Here is an 18112-nt window from a genome sequence, read left to right as displayed (position 1 = left end):
CTCAGAGGTACCCGGCGAACACCTCCGGGTCGACGTTCCCGCCGGACAGCACGGCGACCGCGCGCTCCGACGGCCGCGCCAGGTGGGCGGCGACGGTGACCGCGCCGCTCGGCTCCACCACGAGCCGCGCCCGCCGGGCCAGCAGGCCGACGGCCTCGCCGATCTGCTCCTCCGACACCGTCACGATGTCGTCCACGTAGGCCCTCATGTGCGCGAACGTCAGCTCGGACGGCTCGGCGCGCAACCCGTCGGCCGACGTCCGGGCCCGGTCGTCGGGCGACCACCGGACCAGCGTGCCGACCCGCAGCGACTCGGCCGCGTCGCCCGCCAGCTCCGGCTCCACGCCGATCACCCGCGTCGACGGGCTCAGCGCCTTCACCGCCGTCGCCACCCCGGAGATCAGGCCCCCGCCGCTGACCGGCACCAGCACCGTCGCCACGTCCGGCAGGTCCGCCACGACCTCCAGCCCGATGGTGCCCTGACCGGCGATGACGTCGGGGTGGTCGAACGGCGGGATCAGCGTCGCGCCCCGCTCGGCCACCAGCTCCGCGGCCCGCGCCTCCCGCTGCGCCATGGGCACCTGCACGACCTCCGCGCCGTGGGACAGGGTCGCCTCGACCTTGACCCGGGGCGTGGTGTCCGGCACGACGATCGCCGCGCGCACGCCGAACAGCTTCGCCGCGTACGCGACGGCCTGGGCGTGGTTGCCGCTGGAGTAGGCGACGACGCCGCGCGCCCGCACGTCCTCGGGCAGCCGGGCGAGGGCGTTGTACGCGCCCCGGATCTTGAACGCGCCGACCGGCTGCAGGCTCTCCGGCTTGAGCCACAACCCGTCGTCGAACCGCAGGAGCGGTGTGCGCACCGCCGCGCCCTTGACGCGGTCGGCGGCGGCCTGGATGTCGGAGATGGTGACGAGTCCCATGGCGTCGATCCTCACCCCTGCGGCGGCGTCCCGCCTACACGGCCCGCTACCGGAACTCCTACTGTGTCACCCGCCCGGTTCAACAGCATTCACACGTACGAGGCTTGCGTGACGGGATCGCTTACATGTGGCAAATCCGCCCGAATCGGTGATCGAGTCACTACCTTGAGTGAGAGTTAACTGTCAAACGCTACACAGCGCAGTCATATCGGCGTGTCCTGTGACACACTTCGCCCTCAGATGGCTCGAACCGTCATAGGTAACGGAGTCATAACGTCGCTCGAACGGGCGAGTGCTGGTCGACCGGAGACCGGGGAGGAGTGGCATGCGGGACACGCGAGCGCCGTCCCGGCCGTGCGCCTCACCGCGTGCGACCGCGGTCCGGGAGGCACGAGCGACGAACCGGGCGAGAGAAAAAGGGGTGGGGCGACCCCTGCCGCCGCCCCACCACCCGTCCCCCTAGAGCCCCCGAGAGCGGTCCCTGCAACCAGGCTCTCGGGTTCCCTGCACCCGAAGATGAGGGAGACGCCTAATGAACCGCACGAGTGCGGTCCGCCTTGCCACGGCCGTCCTGCTGGCCACGAGCACGGCTACAGCTCTCAGCGTACCGGCCTTCGCGGCGCCCGCCGCGCCCAATGGCACAAGCCCGGCCGACACGGAGAGCTACCCCGCCGAGTTGCTCCAAGCGGCGCAACGCGACCTCGGCCTGACCGCCGAACAGGTCACCGCCCGTTTGGCGAGCGACACCCGCGCGGGTGAGGTCGAGGCGGCCGCGAAGGCCGCCGTCGGCGCCGCCTACGCGGGTTCGTGGATCAACCAGGCGACCGGCAAGCTGGTCGTCGCGGTGGCGGACCCGGCGAAGGCGGGCGCGGCGAAGGCCGCGGGCGCCGACGCCAAGTACGTCGCCTTCTCCCACCGGCAGCTCACCGGCGCGAAGTCGGCGCTCGACGGCATGTCGGCGCCGAAGTCGATCACCGGCTGGCGGGTCGACGACCAGACCAACTCGGTCGTGGTCGAGGTGAACCGCTTCCAGCGCGACGCGGCGGCGGAGTCGTTCCTGGCGGCGGCCAAGTCGGTCAGCCCGGCGGTCCGGGTGGTCGAGGTCGACGAGTCGCCGACGCCGCTGTACGACACCCGCGGTGGTGACGCCTACTACATCGGCAGCGGCCGGTGCTCGGTGGGCTTCGCGGTCGCCGGCGGGTTCGTGACCGCGGGCCACTGCGGCCGCACGGGCAACGCGACGACCGGCTTCAACCGCGTCTCGCAGGGCACCTTCGCGGGCTCGTCCTTCCCGGGCAACGACTACGCCTGGGTGCGGACGAACACGAGCTGGACCTCCCGCCCGTGGGTCAACCGCTACAACGGCTCCAACGTCACCGTGACCGGCTCGTCCGAGGCGGCGGTCGGCGCGGCGATCTGCCGTTCCGGCTCCACCACCGGCTGGCGCTGCGGCACCGTCCAGGCCAAGAACCAGACGGTGAACTACGCGCAGGGCTCGGTGTCGGGCCTGACCCGCACCAACGCCTGCGCCGAGCCCGGTGACTCGGGCGGTTCGTGGGTGGCCGGCTCGAACTACAGCCAGGCCCAGGGCGTGACCTCCGGCGGTTCGGGCAACTGCACCTCCGGCGGCATCGTCTACTTCCAGCCCGTCAACGAGATCCTCAGCGCCTACGGGCTCAGCCTGACCCGCGGCTGACGTCGCGGCGCCGCGCGGCCGTCCCTTCCCCTGCGGGCCGCGCACCGCTCGGGCGACGCCCCCGGACCACCCGGTCCGGGGGCGTTCCGCGTCCCGGGGGTCACGCCGACGACCGCGCGCCCTCCAGCCGACGCGCGAACCACTCCGCGGCGGCGCGGGGGTCTTCGGCCTCGGTGACGGCGCGCACGACGACGACCCGTTCCGCGCCCGCCGCCAGCACCTCGGGCAGCCGGTCCCGGTCGATGCCGCCGATCGCGAACCACGGCCGGTCGGTCGTGCCCGCCGTGGCCCGCACCAGGTCCAGGCCCGGCGCGGGACGGCCCGGCTTGGTCGGCGTCGGCCAGCACGGCCCGGTGCAGAAGTAGTCCACGCCCGGTTCCCCGGCCGCCGCCCGCGCCTGCGCGACGTCGTGCGTGGACCGGCCGATCACCACGTCGTCGCCGACGACGCGGCGGGCGAGCGGCACCGGCAGGTCGTCCTGCCCGAGGTGCAGCACGTCGGCGTCCACGGCCAGCGCCACGTCCGCCCGGTCGTTGACCGCGAGCAGCGCGCCGTGCCGCGCGCACGCCTCGGCGAGCACCTCCAGCGCGGCGATCTCCTGCTTCGCCTCGATGCCCTTGTCCCGCAGCTGCACGACGTCCACGCCGCCCGCGAGCGCGGCGTCCGCGAACTCGGCGAGGTCGGGGCGCGTGGGCGTGCAGAGGTAGAGCCGTGCGTCGGCGAGCCGCCGCCTGATCCGCGTTCCGTCGAGTCCTGGCACGGCGGCACGGTAACCGCCGCGCCGCCGCGTGCGCTACGGTGGACGCGGTCCGCACGGGAGCCTGGAACAGACCGGGCTGAGAGGGAGCGTGGTCCGCTCCGACCGTCGAACCTGATCCGGGTCATGCCGGCGCAGGGAGCGTGAGTGCCTTGGCAATGCGAGTGACCGTCCTCGGCGGTGGCGTCATCGGCCTGTCCGCGGCCTGGTACGCGGCCCGCGCCGGCTACGCCGTCGAACTGGTCGACCGCGCCTCGCCGCACGGCGGCTCGTGGGTGGCGGGCGGGATGCTCGCGCCGATCACCGAGGCGTGGCCGGGCGACGAGGAGGTCCTCGCGCTCGGCGTCGAGTCGCTGGAGCTGTGGCCGGAGTTCGCCCGCGAGCTGGGCGTCGCGCTGAGCCCGGCGGGGACGCTGGCGGTCGCGGTGGACGGGGCCGACGTCGAGGTGCTGGACCAGCTGCGCGCCCACCTGGACCGGCTGGGCCGGCCGGTGTCCCGGCTGACGGGGCGGGAGCTGCGGGCGTTGGAGCCCGGTCTCGGCCCGGTCCGCAGTGGACTGTCCGTGCCGGGCGACGTCGCCGTGGACAACCGGGCGCTGCTGCGCGCGCTGCGGGAAGCCTGTGCCGCCAACGGTGTCTTGTTCGCCGCCGAGCCGGGCGCGGAGCGCGACGTGACGGTGATCGCGGCCGGCGCGTGGAGCCGCGACCTGCACCCGGCGCTGCGGACGGTGATCCGGCCGGTGAAGGGCGAGATCCTGCGGCTGGCCGCGCGGCCCGGCGCGTTGCCGCCGCCCCGGCACACGATCCGCGCCCACGTGTCCGGCCGCCCCGTCTACCTCGTGCCCCGCGAGGACGGGTTCGTGCTCGGCGCGACCCAGTACGAGGCCGGTTTCGACGGCGACGTGACCGTCGGCGGCGTGCGGGACCTGCTGCGCGACGCCGAGGTGGTGTGGCCGGGCATCGCCGAGTACGCGCTGGTCGAGGCCGCCGCCGGGTTCCGCGCGGGCAGCCCCGACAACGCGCCCGTCATCCGCCTGCTCGAACCGGGCGTGGTGGCCGCCACCGGCCACCACCGCAACGGCCTGCTCCTCGCGCCCGTCACCGCCCGGCGGGTGCTCGCCCTGCTCCGCGAAGGAGGAAACAGTCGGTGAAGGCGCACGTGAACGGTGTGGAGCGGGAACTGGCCGACGGGTCGACCGTCGCCACCGTGCTCGCGCTGCTCGACGCCCCGCCGCGCGGTGTCGCGGTCGCCCTGGACGGCGAGGTCGTGCCGCGCGCGGCGTGGGCGACGACGGCGGTGCGCGACGGGGCCGCGGTCGAGGTGCTGACCGCCGTGCAGGGAGGCTGACGTGGACGACCCCTTGGTGATCGCCGGGCGCGAGTTCGGGTCGCGGCTCGTCATGGGCACCGGCGGCGCGGCGAACCTGTCGGTGCTGGAACGCGCCCTGGTGGCGTCCGGGACGGAGCTGACGACGGTCGCGATGCGCCGCCTGGACGCGTCCGGCGGGGGAGTGCTGGACCTGCTGGCCCGGCTGGGGATCGCGGCGCTGCCCAACACGGCCGGCTGCCGCACCGCCGCCGAGGCCGTGCTCACCGCGCGGCTGGCGCGGGAGGCGTTGGAGACGAACTGGGTGAAGCTGGAGGTCGTGGCCGACGACCGGACCCTGCTGCCCGACCCGGTGGAGCTGCTGGACGCGGCCGAGAGGCTGGTCGACGACGGGTTCGTGGTGCTGCCCTACACCTCCGACGACCCGGTGCTCGCGCTGCGGCTGGAGCAGGTGGGGTGCGCCGCCGTGATGCCGCTGGGCTCGCCGATCGGGACGGGGCTCGGCATCCGCAACCCGCACAACATCGAGCTGATCGTGGCGCGGGCGTCCGTGCCGGTGGTGCTGGACGCGGGGGTCGGCACGGCGTCGGACGCGGCGCTGGCGATGGAGCTGGGCTGCTCGGCCGTGCTGCTGGCGACCGCCGTGACCCGGGCGCAGGACCCCGAGCGGATGGCGGCGGCCATGCGGGCGGGCGTGGAGGCCGGTCGGCTGGCCCGGTTGGCGGGGCGGATCCCGAAGCGGTTCTGGGCGCACGCGTCGAGTCCCGCGGTGGGGTGATTGCCCGGCACGGCATGATGGACGCTCATCCTGTCCGTCTGCCCGAGGAGGAGTGCCGTGACGGCCGACCAGGTCGAGGACGCCACCGCCCGGCTGTACCTCGCGATCGGCAGGCTATCCCGGTTGCTGCGGCGCACCGGCTCGCCCGGTCTCGGACCGGGCGCGGTGTCGGCGTTGGCCACGTTGGCGCGGTGCGGCCCCATGCGGCTGGGCGACCTGGCCGCGAAGGAGGGTGTCGCGCCGCCCACCCTGTCGCGGATCGTGGCGGCCCTGGTGGAGGCGCGGTACGTGCGGCGGGAGCCGGACCCGCAGGACGGGCGGGCCTGGCTGGCGACGCCGACGCCGGAGGGCGTGACGATGGTGTCGGGCGTGCGGTCGGCGCGGGTGCGGGAGTTGCAGCGGCGGATCGAGCAGCTGGCCCCGGAGCACCGCGACGCGCTGGTGAACGCCCTGCCGGCGTTGGAGGAACTGGTCGGCGAGACCGCCTGACGGCGGCGCGCGGGCACGACGACCACCCGGCCGCCGGGGTCGCGGGCGGAGGACCGCCGCGCGCCCCCGTTCCCCGTCCCGCGCGGGGGTGCACGATCTGCGTCCCGCCCACCCGGATCGGGCCGTGGAACCCGCGGCTCTCGCGCGGTGTCGGAGGGGGACGTCGGGCACGACGGTCATCGACTGCGCCCGGCGGATCGGGCGTCCCTGTCCGGGTGGTGCCGCCGGGTTCGACGAGGTGAGCGCCGTCGGGGCGGCGGAATTGTCGGTCCCCGGTGGCAGAATGAAGAACAGGGGGCCGCGTCACGCCGGGGACGTCCTCGGCCGGCTCCCAGCGGTGCCTGCCGAAGAGCAGCTCCGGGTCGCCGCCCTGCTCAAAGCCGTCCTGGACGAGTTCGACGCCCGTTCCGCCGCACGCGTGTCCGAGCACGCCGACCGGGGCGTCGACGGGCTCAAGGCCGCGCTGCTGTCCGACGCCGAGCACACGATGGCGCACCGCGGCCTGGCCACGCCGCACGTCGTCCTCCAGGCCGAGCACCTCGCGGGCGACGGCGAGGTCCGCGCCCGGTTCGTGGCCCGCAACCGCGCCCTGCGGCGCGCGTTCGCCGAGCGCCTGGGCCCCGACCGGGCGACCGAACTGCTCGCGTTCCCCGAGGGCGCGCTCACCCTGTGGCTGCTGGACCCCGAGACGGTCGACCTGCGCGCCCCGTACGAGGGCTACCTGCGGCGGCTGTGAACCGTCACGGCCGCGGCGTGGCGCCGTGCAGCACGAACGTGTCGACCACGAAGCACGTCACCCCGCCGTCCGCGGCGCGGCCGATCCACGTCGGGTACGACCCGTCACCCCACCCGCTGGTGAACGCGACCAGCCCGTGCCCGGTGGACGGGTCCCGCATCGGCGCCGCGTGGGCCTCGAACACGCCGTCGTAGGCGGTGTCGTGGTTGTCGTCCAGCCACGCGCCCAGCGCGGCGGCCGCGTCGGCGTCCACGAAGCACGCCGTGCCGGTGTCCACGCCGAACCCGTAGAACTCGTCCTCGCCCAAGTCCGCCACGTCCTGCCCGGCCACCACCGCCAACTCCCACGACACCGCGGGCTCGCGCGTCACGACCAGGCGCGCCGCCGCCACCCGCACGTGCTCCGGGTCGTCCGCGAACCGCGCCGGCGCCACCTCCACGGGGTACTCGCCGGGCTCGACGCCGACGGTGAACGGCTCGGCTTCGGAGTCGAGGTGCCCCGGGTCGGCGACGACCAGCCGCCCGCTGCCCAGCCGCACCGCGCCCGCCTCGCGCACCTCGGTGACCACGGCCCCCGGCCGGGGCAGCTCCCACCTCACCCCGGCCCGGAACACCAGGTCGGCGTGCCGGGGCACGGCGGGCAGCGGGCGGTCGGCGGCGGCTTCGGCGGTCGCGTCGGAGATCGTGCGGCGCACCCTACGGGCGACCACCGACAGTCAGCCGCCGTCGCGCGGGACCGCCCGCGGCGACCGTGAACGGCCACGCCACCAGCACCGCCAGCAACGTTCCCACCGTGTTGTTGAGGAAGTCCTGCGCCTCGCACACCCCGATCCCCGTCACGGCCTGCACGAACTCCACCGCGCCGCTGAACGCCGCCGCGACCGCGAGCACCGTGAACGGCCGCCGGGTGGCCAGCGCGGCGAAGAACGCGAACGGCACGAGCATCACCAGGTTCAGCCGCGCCAGCGACCCGACCAGCGAGAACTCGTTCGCCACGCACACCCCGACCGGGTCGGTCGTGACGATCGACAGCGACCCGCCCGGCCGCGCCAGGGTCACCGCCAGCGCGAGCGCCAACCCGCACCCGGCCAGCACCGACGGCGCCACCGGCCACCGCCGCCACCGCGCCACCACCAGCCCGACCGCGCCCAGCAGCACCGAGCCGCCGAACAACGCCGCGACCGCCTCGGGTTGGCCCAGCACCAGCTCGGCCACGTACGCGTCCCGTCCCCAAGCGCTCATGCCCTACAAGACGCGCGAGCCCCTCGCGGGTGGCTCAGCGCGTCGCCGGCGACCGACACGCGTCGAGCCCGCGGAGCTGCCGCAGGACGAGTTCGGCCTCCGACGCGCGGCCCAGGCGGCGGTACAGCTCCACGGCGTACCGCCAGACCGCGCGGGCCCGGTGGTGCTGCCCGAGGGCCGCGAGGGGGTGGCCGAGGCGGTTGAGGGTTTCGGCGGCTTCGACGGGGTCGCCGAGGGCGCGGAACAGCGCGAGGGCCCGCCGGTAGTGGTGGACGGCCCGGTGGTGGTCCCCGGTCCGGTGGGCGATGTAACCGAGGCTGTCGTGGGTGGCGGCCTCGCCGTCGGGGTCGTGGTGGCGCCGGAACACCTCGAGGGCCTGCCGGCACTGGACGCGCCCGCCGGCGTGGTCGCCCAGCCGGGCGCGGTACCAGCCCATCTGGTTGAGCGCACGGGCCTGCCACACCGGGTGGGCCGCGACCCGGTCGAGGTCGAACGCCCGGGACGCGTGCTCCAAGGCCCTCCGGTCGTCCCCGCGCAGCTCCCACACCCACGCGAGGTAGTGGTGGGTCGCCGCCTGCTGGACGAGGTCGTGGTGGTGCTCGGCCAGCGCCAGGGCGTGACGCAGGTGCGCGAGACCCGACTCGTGCCGGCCGAGGGCGGCGTGGGCGCGTCCGAGGCGCCGGTGCGCGAGGGCGCGGGCGGCCGGGTCGCGCAGGTGGTCGGCGGCGTGGACGGCGGCCCGGTACACGGCCAACTCGTCGACGCGGTGCCCGCGGCGCCAGTGGAACGTGTGCAGCGCCCACGCCAGGTGCCAGACGGCCTGGTGGCGGTGGCGGGCGGCGGAGAGCAGCTGGGCGGCCAGCAGGTGCGGGTGGTGCGCGTCCAGCCAGGCCAGCGCGGAGGCGCGGTCCGGCAGCGACCGGACCTGGCAGCCGGGCGCGGGCGGGTCGACCCGGATCGGCTCCCGGTACGGGTACAGCAGGTGGTCGGCGGCGTGGGCGGTGTGCCGGTAGTGGTCCACCACCCGGTCCAGCGCCGCCCGCCGCACCGGTTCGGGGACGTCGGCGCAGGCGGTGGTGGCGGCGTAGGCGCGGACCAGGTCGTGCATCCGGTAGCGGCCGTGCGCCTGCCGGTCGAGCAGCGACGCCTCCGCCAACGCGCCCAGCACCGCGCGCGCCTCCCGCGCGGGCAGGCCCGTCAGGGACGCGGCCGCGGGCAGGTCCACGTCCGGCCCCGGAGCCAGCCCCAGCAGCGCGAACGCCTCCCGTTGGCGGTCGGTGAGGTGCCGCAGGGACCAGGACAGCACGGCGGGCAGGCTGGCGGCGGGGTCGGTGTGGTGGTCGAGCATCTCCAGGCCCAGCTCCCGCAGCTCGACCGCCAACTCGGCCAGCGGGACCGCCGGCCGCGCCGCGGCGTGCCGGGCCATGATCGCCAGCGCCAGCGGGTGGCGACCGCACAGCCCGACCAGGTCGTCGGTCGCCTCCGGGGCGGGCGCGACCCGCGGCACGCCCAAACGTCGGGTCAACAGGTCACGGGCCTCCTCCCGGCCCGGCACACCCAGCGGCACGTGCCGCGCGCCGCACCGGTCGATCAGCGACGACAGCACGGTCCGGCCCGTGACCAGCACCGTGCACGTCGGGCTGCCCGGCAGCAGCGGCACGACCTGTTCGGCGGTGGCCGCGTTGTCCAGCACGACCAGCATCCGCCTGCCCGCGACCAGACCCCGGTACAGCGCCGCCAGGGCGTCCAGGTCGGGCGGGAGCGCGCCGGGGTCCACGCCCAGGGCGCCGAGGAACCCGCGCACCGCGTCCACCGGCCCGGTCGGCCGCCCCGCCGGGCTGAACCCGTTCAGGTCGACGAACAGCTGACCGTCCGGGAACCGGTCGAGGTTGCGGTGCGCCCACACCAGCGCCAGGCACGTCTTGCCGATGCCGCCCACGCCCGCGATCGCCGACACGGTGCCCGCGGCGTCGTCCAACGCGGCCAGCTCCGCCGCCCGACCGACGAACGCCGCGGGCGCGGCCGGCAGTTGCCGCGGCGTCGCGGCCGCGGGCCGTACCGGCGCGGCGTGCAGGTGCACACCGCCGTGCACCACACCGGCCTGCACCGCGCCGCCCAGCCGGCCCGTCACCGTGTTGCGCACACCGGGCGGTGCCACCCGGATCGGACCGGCTCCGCGGCCCACACCGGCCACCGGTTCGTCGACCTCCACTGGACCGCCCCCTCGACCACCCGTGTTCGGATTCCCGACCACAGGGTGACGAATCGGACGTGCTCACCGAACCCTTCGACGATCGAGAACCGGCGACGGCGACGCGGTCCCCCTCCGCCGCCGGGCCGCGAACGGCGACGGGGCGGGGTGGCGACGACCACCCCGCCCCGCCGGCGTCACCCCTCCAGCCGCCACAGCGGCGACACCGGGCCCACCCCGCCGCCCAACGGGTACGCGGCGGCCACCGACCGGACCACGAAGTCCTTGCCGAACCGCACCGCCGTCGGCACGTCCGCGCCCCGCGCGAGCTGCGACGCGATCGCCGACGCCAGCGTGTCCCCGCTGCCGTGGGTGTCCTTCACGTCGTAGCGCGGCCCGAGCAGCTCGACGAACCGCTCGCCGTCGAACAGCACGTCCAGGCACTCCGGGTCGTCCCACAGGTGCCCGCCCTTGACCAGCACCCACCGCGGGCCCATCGCGTGCAGCGCCTCGGCCGCCTTGCGCTGGTCGGCGCGGCTGCGCACGTCGATGCCGGTCAGCAGCCGCACCTCGTCCAGGTTCGGCGTCACCAGCGTCGCCCGCGGGAACAGCAGCGACCGCACCGCGTCCAGCGCGTCGTCGGCCAGCAGCTGGTGCCCGTGCATCGACGCGGCCACCGGGTCCACCACGAACGGCCCGACGTCGACCCGGTCCACCGCCGCCGCGACCGCCTCGATGATCGCCGCCGACGCCAGCATCCCGGTCTTCGCCGCGTCCACCCCGATGTCCGTCGCGACCGCCTCGATCTGCGCGGCCACCACGTCCGGCGGGATCTCCGTGTACCCGGTGACGCCCAGCGAGTTCTGCACGGTCACCGCCGTCACCGCCGTCATCCCGTGCACCCCGCACGCGAACAACGTCCTCAGGTCCGCCTGCAGGCCCGCGCCACCGCCCGAGTCCGACCCGGCGATGGTCAGCACCTTCGGCGGCGCGACCGCCATCAGCGCACCCCCATCAGTCCACCACCGGCAGGTACACCTTGGTGCCCCGGTCGGTGAACTCGTGCGACTTCTCCGCCATGCCCGCCTCGATCGCCTCCACCGTCGACAGCCCGCGCTCCTCCGCGAACCGCCGCACGTCCTGGGTGATCTTCATCGAGCAGAACTTCGGCCCGCACATCGAGCAGAAGTGCGCCGTCTTCGCCGGCGCCGCGGGCAGCGTCTCGTCGTGGAACGACCGCGCCGTGTCCGGGTCCAGCGACAGGTTGAACTGGTCCTCCCACCGGAACTCGAACCGGGCCTTCGACAACGCGTCGTCCCGCTCCTGCGCCCCCGGGTGCCCCTTGGCCAGGTCCGCCGAGTGCGCCGCGATCTTGTACGTGATCACGCCCGTCTTCACGTCGTCCCGGTTGGGCAGCCCCAAGTGCTCCTTCGGGGTGACGTAGCACAGCATCGCCGTGCCCAGCCACCCGATCTGCGCCGCCCCGATCGCCGAGGTGATGTGGTCGTACGCGGGCGCGATGTCCGTGGCCAGCGGCCCGAGGGTGTAGAACGGCGCCTCCCCGCACCACTCCTCCTCCAGCCGCACGTTCTCCGCGATCTTGTGCATCGGCACGTGACCCGGCCCCTCGATCATCACCTGCACGTCCTTCGCCCGCGCGACGTGCGTCAGCTCGCCCAACGTCCGCAGCTCCGCGAACTGCGCCTCGTCGTTCGCGTCCGCGATCGAACCCGGCCGCAGCCCGTCACCCAGCGAGAACGTGACATCGTACGCCCGCAGGATGTCGCACAGCTCCTCGAAGTGCGTGTACAGGAAGCTCTCCTTGTGGTGCGCCAGGCACCACGCGGCCATGATCGACCCGCCCCGCGACACGATGCCCGTCACCCGCCTGGCCGTCAGCGGCACGTACCGCAGCAGCACCCCCGCGTGCACCGTCATGTAGTCCACGCCCTGCTCGGCCTGCTCGACGACGGTGTCCCGGTACACCTCCCACGACAGCTTCGCCGGGTCGCCGTCCACCTTCTCCAACGCCTGGTAGATCGGCACCGTCCCGACCGGCACCGGCGAGTTCCGCATGATCCACTCGCGGGTCTCGTGGATCCGCTTCCCCGTCGACAAATCCATGATCGTGTCGGCGCCCCACCGCGACGCCCACACCATCTTCTCCACCTCCTCCTCGATCGAGGAGGTCACCGCCGAGTTCCCGATGTTCGCGTTGACCTTCACCAGGAACTTCTTTCCGATGATCATCGGCTCGGCCTCCGGGTGGTTCCGGTTGAGCGGGATGACCGCCCGACCGATCGCCACCTCGTCCCGGACGAACTCCGGGCTCAGGTTCTCGCGCGCCGCCACGAACCGCATCTCCGGCGTGATGACCCCCGCCTTCGCGTACGCCAGCTGGGTCACCGCCCCGTCGACCGGCTCCCGCCGCGCGATCCACTCCGCACGCACCCTCGGAAGTCCACTGTGGACGTCAATGGTCGCGCTCTCGTCGGTATACGGACCGGAAGTGTCGTACAGGTCGACGTGCTCGCCGTTGGTCAGCTCCACCCTGCGGAACGGGACCCGCACGCCGTCGCCCACCTCGCGGTAGACCTTGCGCGAACCCGAGATCGGTCCCGTGGTGACACTGGGCTTGACCGAACGGTCGTCAAGAGCCGTCACGACATTCCTCCCTACGCCGGCATTACCCGGTCAGGTTCAGGCGGTCGGCGGCGCCGGGGCCCTCACACCCCAGCCGCCCTCTCAGCCCGCTGTGGCGCGAGCTCCCGCGTGTGTTGAGTTTTCGCACTGCGTTCGAGCAGTCGGCCCGACCATAGCCACGGCCAGGTGCCGATGCCAAGGTGCGGATGCCGAAGACCACCGGTTGCGCGTACCTTTCACCGCGTGGCTGATCACCGGCCGTTCCCGCCCGGCGCCCGGCGCGTGGCCCGCCCCGCCGCCGTCTCGCCCTGCCCGTCCTGCGGCGACCTGGCGGGCCGCGGCTACCCCGCCTGCCGCTTCTGCGCCGAGCTGGTCGACCAGTACTGGCTGCTCGACTGGCAGGAGCTGCTCGCCGCCGAACAACTCGCCGAAGGCGGCGCCGGCGAGCGCGAACTCGCCGAGCTGGTCCTCGCCGACGAGGTCGGCCGCCACCCCTGGACCTGCACCGACTGGGCGATGACCCTCGTCACCTGCTCCCAGTGCGGCGAGGAACTCGCCACCGGCCCCGCCGACTGCGTCCGCTGCGCCATGGCCGACGCCCTCCGCTGGTCGTGGGACCACGCCGGCTACCCGACCGCGATCACCGCCGCCGAACACGCCCTCCGCGTCGCCCGGGCCGCCCTGCGCGCCCCCCACCGCGGCCGCCCCGCCACCGTCGCCGCCTGGCGGCTCCTCCTGCCGTTCCTGCTGGTCGGAGAGCTGCCGACGGCCGGCCAGATGCGCCGCATCCGGGCCGCCGTGCTCGCCGGCGCCTACGCCGACCTGGCCCGCTGCCCCACCCACCGCGAACTCGCGTCCTACCCCGAACTGCCCTGGCGACGCCCCGAACGACCGCCCCGCGCCGACCACCCCGCGCCGCACCGCGCCCACGACCGGCGCGACCCGTCCCACCACGCGCCCGCGGGCGGGACGAGGCCGGGCCCGCCCTGGTCCTCGTCGTCGCCCTGGTCCTCGTCGTCGTCCTAGTCCTCGTCGTCGTCCTAGTCCTCGTCGTCGTCCTAGTCCTCGTCGTCGTCCTAGTCCTCGTCGTCGTCCGCGAACGGGTCCTCCGACGTCGCCGGGTCCCACGACAACCCCGGCACACCCCACCCGTTCGCGCGCAGCATCCTCTTCGCCGCCCGCTTGTGCCGCCCCACCAGCCGGTCCAGGTAGATGACCCCGTCCAGGTGATCGGTCTCGTGCTGCAGGCACCGCGCGAAGAACCCGGTGCCCTCCACCTCCACGGGCTTGCCGTCCCCGTCGAACCCGGTCACCTTCGCCCACGACGCCCGCCCCGTCGGGTACGACTCGCCCGGCGCCGACAGGCACCCCTCGAAGTCGTCGTCCGGGTCCGGCATCCCCAACGGCACCTCCGACGTCTCCAACGTCGGGTTCACCACCACACCGCGATGGCGCACACCCTCGTCGTCCGGGCAGTCGTAGACGAACAACCGCAGGTCGATCCCGATCTGGTTCGCCGCGAGCCCCACACCCCGCGCCGCCGCCATCGTCTCGTGCATGTCCTCGATCAACGTGCGCAACGACTCGTCGAACACCTCGACCGGACGGGTCGGGCGGTGCAGGACGGGATCTCCGGCGATCCGGATCGGGTGAACTGCCATGGCGTGCAGCCTAACGGCGCGCCACGGCGGACGCGCCGACCGATGAGCCCACCCACACCAAGATCACGTGATGTAATGGCACCCACGCACGGGACACGGCTGAGGAGCCAGATGGACGCCGCAGAGGCACTGGCGCCGGCGGAGGGGCCGGACGACGGTTTGAACGACCGGGAACGCGAGATCCTGGCCTTCGAACGCCAGTGGTGGAAGTACGCGGGTGCGAAGGAACAGGCCGTCAAGGAGCTGTTCGACATGTCCGCGACGCGCTACTACCAGCTGCTCAACGCGTTGATCGAGAAAGAAGAGGCGTTGGCCGCCGATCCGATGTTGATCAAGAGACTGCGCCGGTCCCGCTCCGGCAGGCAACGCGCCCGCGCGGCCAAGAGGCTGGGCGTCGAGCGCCGATGACGAACCCCGAACAGCCGGCGGGCCCCGCCCACCCGGCCCGCGCCGCGGGCTACGCCCTGCTCGGCGTGGCCGTCATCGCCCTGGTCATCGGCCTGGTCAGCCTCGTCACCGGCGGCCCCGACGACACCCCGCCCGCCGCCCAGACCACCCCGCCCTCGGCCACCTCCGACACCCCGGACGGCTCACCGACCGCCCCCTCGGAGACCACCCCCGCGCCGACCACCCCGCCGTCGGACACCACACCGGCCACGACCGCCCCCACCACGACCGCCGCCCCCGGCGGCACCACCGCGAACGTCCCCCCGCCGCCCGTCGACACCGTCCCCAAGCCGCCGGTGCGCGTCTACAACAACAGCACCACCCAGGGCCTGGCCGCCCGCGCCCAGGCCGACGTCGAACAAGCCGGGTGGCAGGTCGCCGAGAGGGGCAACTACTCCCAGGGCACCATCCCCACCACCACCGTCTACTTCCGCCCCGGCACCGACGAGGAACCCTCCGCCCGCGAACTCGCCACCGTCCTCGGCGCCCGCGTGGAACCCCGGTTCGACGGCATCCAGGCCGCGCACCCCGGCATCATCGTGATCGTCACCAACGACTACCGGGGCCCGACCGCCAAGAAGGCATCCTGACCCGGCGTCCCGACCCGGCCTCCCGCCCCCGACCGGCGTGCCGTCGCCCAGCCCGGCCACCGCCCCGACGCCTCACCGCTCCCGCGACTCCGCGTAAGCGGCCAGGGACGCCAGCTGCGCCGGGTCCAACGACGGCCGCACCCGCTCCCGCGCCGACGCCAGGTGCGCGCCCGTCACCTCCGACGCCGACAACGACTCCCGCATCGCCGTCAACGCCGCCTCCCGGATCAACGCCGCGCAGTCCGCCGCCGAATACCCGTCCAACTCGGCCGCCAACGCACCCAGGTCCACGTCCGACCCCAACGGCGTGTTCCGCGCCGACGCCCGCAGGATCTCCGCCCGCGCCTCCGCGTCCGGCGGCGGCACGTACACCAACCGCTCCAACCGACCCGGCCGCAACAACGCCGGATCCACCAACTCCGGCCGGTTCGTCGCCCCCAGCACGACCACGTCCCGCAACGGCTCGACCCCGTCCAACTCCGTCAACAACGCCGCCACCACCCGGTCCGACACCCCGGAATCCGACGACTGCCCGCGCCGCGGCGCCAACGCGTCCACCTCGTCCAGGAACACCAACGCCGGCGCCGCCTCGGCCGCCCGCCGGAACAACTCCCGCACCGCCCGCTCCGACTCGCCGACGAACTTGTCCATCAGCTCCGCGCCCTTCACCGACAGCACGTTCAACCGCCCCGTGCCCGCCAACGCCCGCACCAGGAACGTCTTGCCGCACCCCGGCGGACCGTAGAGCAGCAGACCGCGCGGCGGCGCGACCCCGAGGCGCGCGAACGAATCCGGGTACTGCAACGGCCACAGCGCCGACTCCGTCAACGCCTGCTTCACCTCGGCCATGTCACCGACATCGGCCAACGTCAACCCACCCGTCCGCAACGTGTCCGAAGTGGACATCGAAATCGGACGGACGATCTCCAACGCCCCCACCAGGTCCGCCTGCGCCACCCGCGGCTCGTCCGCGTCCCGCTGCCGCAACGCCGCCCGCAACGCCGCCTCCCGCCGCAACGCCACCAGGTCCGCCGCCACGAACCCCGGCGTCCGGTCCGCCACCACGCCGAGGTCCACATCGGACTCCACCGGCACGTCCCGCAACAACACCCTCAGCAACTCGGTGCGCGCCGCGCCGTCCGGCAACGGCAACACCAACTCCCGGTCCACGAGCTCCGGCACCCGCAACCGCGGGTCCACCGCCTCCGGGTGCGCGCTCGTGACCACCAGCACCACCCCCTCGGGCCGGCGGCGCAACGCGTCCAGCACGACCGTCGCCACCGGCGGCGGCGACGCGGCCGGCAACAACGCCTCCACATCGGTCACCAACAACACCGCCGGCGCCTGCCCCTGCGCCCGCGCCACCGCGTCCACCACCCGCTGCGCCGCCGCGTTCGCCTCCAACACGGCGATGCTCGGCGCCGCCACCTCGACCACCGTCGCCCCCGCCGCCTGCGCCACGGCCCGCACGAACGTCGCCTTGCCGACCCCCTCGGGCCCGCTCACCTGCGCCGCCAGGCGCGGCGTCGCCCCCAACCGCGCCAACAACTCCGGGTGGCTGAACGTCAGGTCGAACCACTCGGCGAGCCGCTTCGCCGCCTCCTGCTGCCCGACCAGGTCCGCCACCGGCACCGCCGGCACGGCCGCCTCAACCACCTCCGCCGCCGCACCCCCAACCCCCGACGACACCCCCACCTGCGTCAACGCCTGCCCCGCAGCCCCGCCCGCACCGACGCCCACCCCGCCGTCCCCCGACCCGCGACCCGCCCCCGCCGCGCCCCCGGACACCGCCGGCACGTCACCGGTGCGCGCCCCGTCCCGCCACCCGACCACCGTCGACGGCTGCACCGCCACCGGCACCCCGGCCGGCTCCGTGGCGGTGATCGTCAACAGCTCGTTGGTCCACGTCATCCCGATGGCGTTCGCCAACTTCCGCCGCGTGGCGCTCACGTCCGCACCGGGCGGCGGCGCGAGGTCCTGCGGCAGCAGGGACACCGCGTCACCGACCGTCAACACCTTCCCGGTCAACGCCATCCGCAACGTCTCCGGCGTGAGCGACGTGCTGGCCAACCGCGACCCCGCCACGGTCACCGAACGCGCCGCCGCGACGTCCACGGGAGCCACCACCACCTCCGCACCTTCCACCACGCCGAGGTTCGACAGCGTCACGTCGTCCACCAGCACCACACCGGGCGGCCCGTCACCGGCCGTCGCGGCGGCGAGGGCGGCACTCGCCCTGGCCCCGGTGAGCCGCACCGCGTCCCAGGCCCGCAGCCCGAGCGCGTCCAGCACCTCGGGGTGCAGCCGAACCACCCCGCGACGGGTGTCCAGGGCCGACGGGGACAGGCGGGCGGTCAGCGTGATCACGGGGTGAGCGTAGTTGGGGCCGGCGGCCGAGGCGGGACGGTCCACCCACCCCGACGCCGCGAGCCGGACTCCGCCAGCCCCACCTCGCCGGGCCAGGCTCCACCCACTCGCACGGACGCACCGGCTCGCGCTCACCTCACCGGCTCACCCGGCCCGGCGGCGTTCAGCCCGGCGGCGTTCCTCGCGGATGCGTCCGACGGGGCGGCACCCGACTCACCGGCACGTGGCGAGCGGCTTAGCGGGTCGACCCCGGAGCGGGGGTCGGGG

The 18112-nt window shown here is 74.5% G+C and carries 18 protein-coding genes and 1 riboswitch; of the genes, 9 read left to right on the top strand and 9 right to left on the bottom strand.

Annotated features, from left to right (window positions below; translation table 11 throughout):
* Nucleotide 1: 1 nt before the first annotated feature.
* Nucleotides 2-922: a threonine ammonia-lyase gene (locus tag ACWEFJ_RS25920; RefSeq protein WP_378083777.1), complete on the bottom strand. Its 921-nt coding sequence runs from the start codon at nt 920-922 to the stop codon at nt 2-4.
* 532 nt (nt 923-1454) lie between these two features.
* Here ACWEFJ_RS25920 and ACWEFJ_RS25915 point away from each other — a divergent pair.
* Nucleotides 1455-2618, top strand: coding sequence for a S1 family peptidase (locus ACWEFJ_RS25915; protein ID WP_378083776.1), 1164 nt, complete (start codon nt 1455-1457; stop codon nt 2616-2618).
* A 100-nt stretch (nt 2619-2718) separates the two neighbouring features.
* Here ACWEFJ_RS25915 and thiE read toward each other — a convergent pair whose 3' ends face one another.
* Nucleotides 2719-3378, bottom strand: coding sequence for a thiamine phosphate synthase (gene thiE / locus ACWEFJ_RS25910; RefSeq protein WP_378083774.1), 660 nt, complete (start codon nt 3376-3378; stop codon nt 2719-2721).
* A 43-nt stretch (nt 3379-3421) separates the two neighbouring features.
* Nucleotides 3422-3533, top strand: a riboswitch (TPP riboswitch).
* On the opposite strand from thiE, the gene thiO reads away from it, so the two are divergent.
* The 5 genes from thiO to ACWEFJ_RS25885 all read left to right on the top strand — a co-directional run bounded on the left by thiO (nt 3534) and on the right by ACWEFJ_RS25885 (nt 6705).
* Entirely contained in the window at nt 3534-4526 is a 993-nt protein-coding gene (gene thiO / locus ACWEFJ_RS25905; RefSeq protein WP_449715337.1) for a glycine oxidase ThiO, read from the top strand.
* Nucleotides 4523-4723 carry a sulfur carrier protein ThiS gene (thiS, locus tag ACWEFJ_RS25900; protein ID WP_378083770.1) on the top strand — a complete coding sequence of 67 codons (201 nt, stop codon included), beginning with the start codon at nt 4523-4525 and terminating at the stop codon, nt 4721-4723. Before thiO ends, thiS begins: the two co-directional genes overlap by 4 nt.
* A gap of 1 nt (nt 4724) precedes the next feature.
* A complete protein-coding gene (gene thiG / locus ACWEFJ_RS25895; RefSeq protein ID WP_378083768.1) occupies nt 4725-5480 on the top strand; it encodes a thiazole synthase in 756 nt (251 codons plus the stop codon).
* Nucleotides 5481-5537: 57 nt separating this feature from the next.
* A complete protein-coding gene (locus ACWEFJ_RS25890; protein ID WP_378083766.1) occupies nt 5538-5969 on the top strand; it encodes a MarR family winged helix-turn-helix transcriptional regulator in 432 nt (143 codons plus the stop codon).
* 337 nt (nt 5970-6306) lie between these two features.
* Nucleotides 6307-6705, top strand: a complete 399-nt coding sequence (locus tag ACWEFJ_RS25885; RefSeq protein WP_449715326.1) for a hypothetical protein — start codon at nt 6307-6309, stop codon at nt 6703-6705.
* A 4-nt stretch (nt 6706-6709) separates the two neighbouring features.
* Here ACWEFJ_RS25885 and ACWEFJ_RS25880 read toward each other — a convergent pair whose 3' ends face one another.
* The 5 genes from ACWEFJ_RS25880 to thiC form a co-directional block, all read right to left on the bottom strand.
* Entirely contained in the window at nt 6710-7414 is a 705-nt protein-coding gene (locus tag ACWEFJ_RS25880; protein WP_449715325.1) for a DUF4241 domain-containing protein, read from the bottom strand.
* Entirely contained in the window at nt 7401-7946 is a 546-nt protein-coding gene (locus ACWEFJ_RS25875; RefSeq protein WP_449715324.1) for a VanZ family protein, read from the bottom strand. The genes ACWEFJ_RS25880 and ACWEFJ_RS25875 overlap by 14 nt, the downstream gene beginning before the upstream one ends.
* Before the next feature lie 34 nt (nt 7947-7980).
* Entirely contained in the window at nt 7981-10104 is a 2124-nt protein-coding gene (locus ACWEFJ_RS25870; RefSeq protein WP_449715323.1) for an ATP-binding protein, read from the bottom strand.
* Nucleotides 10105-10334: 230 nt separating this feature from the next.
* Nucleotides 10335-11138: a bifunctional hydroxymethylpyrimidine kinase/phosphomethylpyrimidine kinase gene (gene thiD, locus ACWEFJ_RS25865; protein WP_378083758.1), complete on the bottom strand. Its 804-nt coding sequence runs from the start codon at nt 11136-11138 to the stop codon at nt 10335-10337.
* 13 nt (nt 11139-11151) lie between these two features.
* Entirely contained in the window at nt 11152-12801 is a 1650-nt protein-coding gene (gene thiC / locus ACWEFJ_RS25860; RefSeq protein ID WP_449715322.1) for a phosphomethylpyrimidine synthase ThiC, read from the bottom strand.
* A gap of 222 nt (nt 12802-13023) precedes the next feature.
* Here thiC and ACWEFJ_RS25855 point away from each other — a divergent pair, with 222 nt between their 5' ends.
* Entirely contained in the window at nt 13024-13806 is a 783-nt protein-coding gene (locus ACWEFJ_RS25855) for a hypothetical protein (RefSeq protein ID WP_449715321.1), read from the top strand.
* A 50-nt stretch (nt 13807-13856) separates the two neighbouring features.
* On the opposite strand, the gene ACWEFJ_RS25850 is transcribed toward ACWEFJ_RS25855, so the two are convergent.
* Nucleotides 13857-14441, bottom strand: a complete 585-nt coding sequence (locus ACWEFJ_RS25850) for a peptide deformylase (protein WP_449715320.1) — start codon at nt 14439-14441, stop codon at nt 13857-13859.
* A gap of 111 nt (nt 14442-14552) precedes the next feature.
* On the opposite strand from ACWEFJ_RS25850, the gene ACWEFJ_RS25845 reads away from it, so the two are divergent.
* Together ACWEFJ_RS25845 and ACWEFJ_RS25840 are read left to right on the top strand one after the other, a co-directional pair.
* Entirely contained in the window at nt 14553-14849 is a 297-nt protein-coding gene (locus ACWEFJ_RS25845; protein WP_053715184.1) for a DUF3263 domain-containing protein, read from the top strand.
* A complete protein-coding gene (locus tag ACWEFJ_RS25840) occupies nt 14846-15478 on the top strand; it encodes a LytR C-terminal domain-containing protein (protein ID WP_378083753.1) in 633 nt (210 codons plus the stop codon). The genes ACWEFJ_RS25845 and ACWEFJ_RS25840 overlap by 4 nt, the downstream gene beginning before the upstream one ends.
* A gap of 72 nt (nt 15479-15550) precedes the next feature.
* Here the strand turns inward: ACWEFJ_RS25840 and ACWEFJ_RS25835 are convergent, their stop codons facing one another.
* Complete coding sequence (locus tag ACWEFJ_RS25835) at nt 15551-17845, bottom strand: AAA family ATPase (protein ID WP_449715319.1); 2295 nt, start codon at nt 17843-17845, stop codon at nt 15551-15553.
* Nucleotides 17846-18112: the final 267 nt, after the last annotated feature.

It is taken from the genome of Actinosynnema sp. NPDC004786 (genome assembly GCF_053601135.1).
Note: the sequence above shows the minus strand (reverse complement) of the source record. Positions and strands in the feature narration are given on the sequence as shown.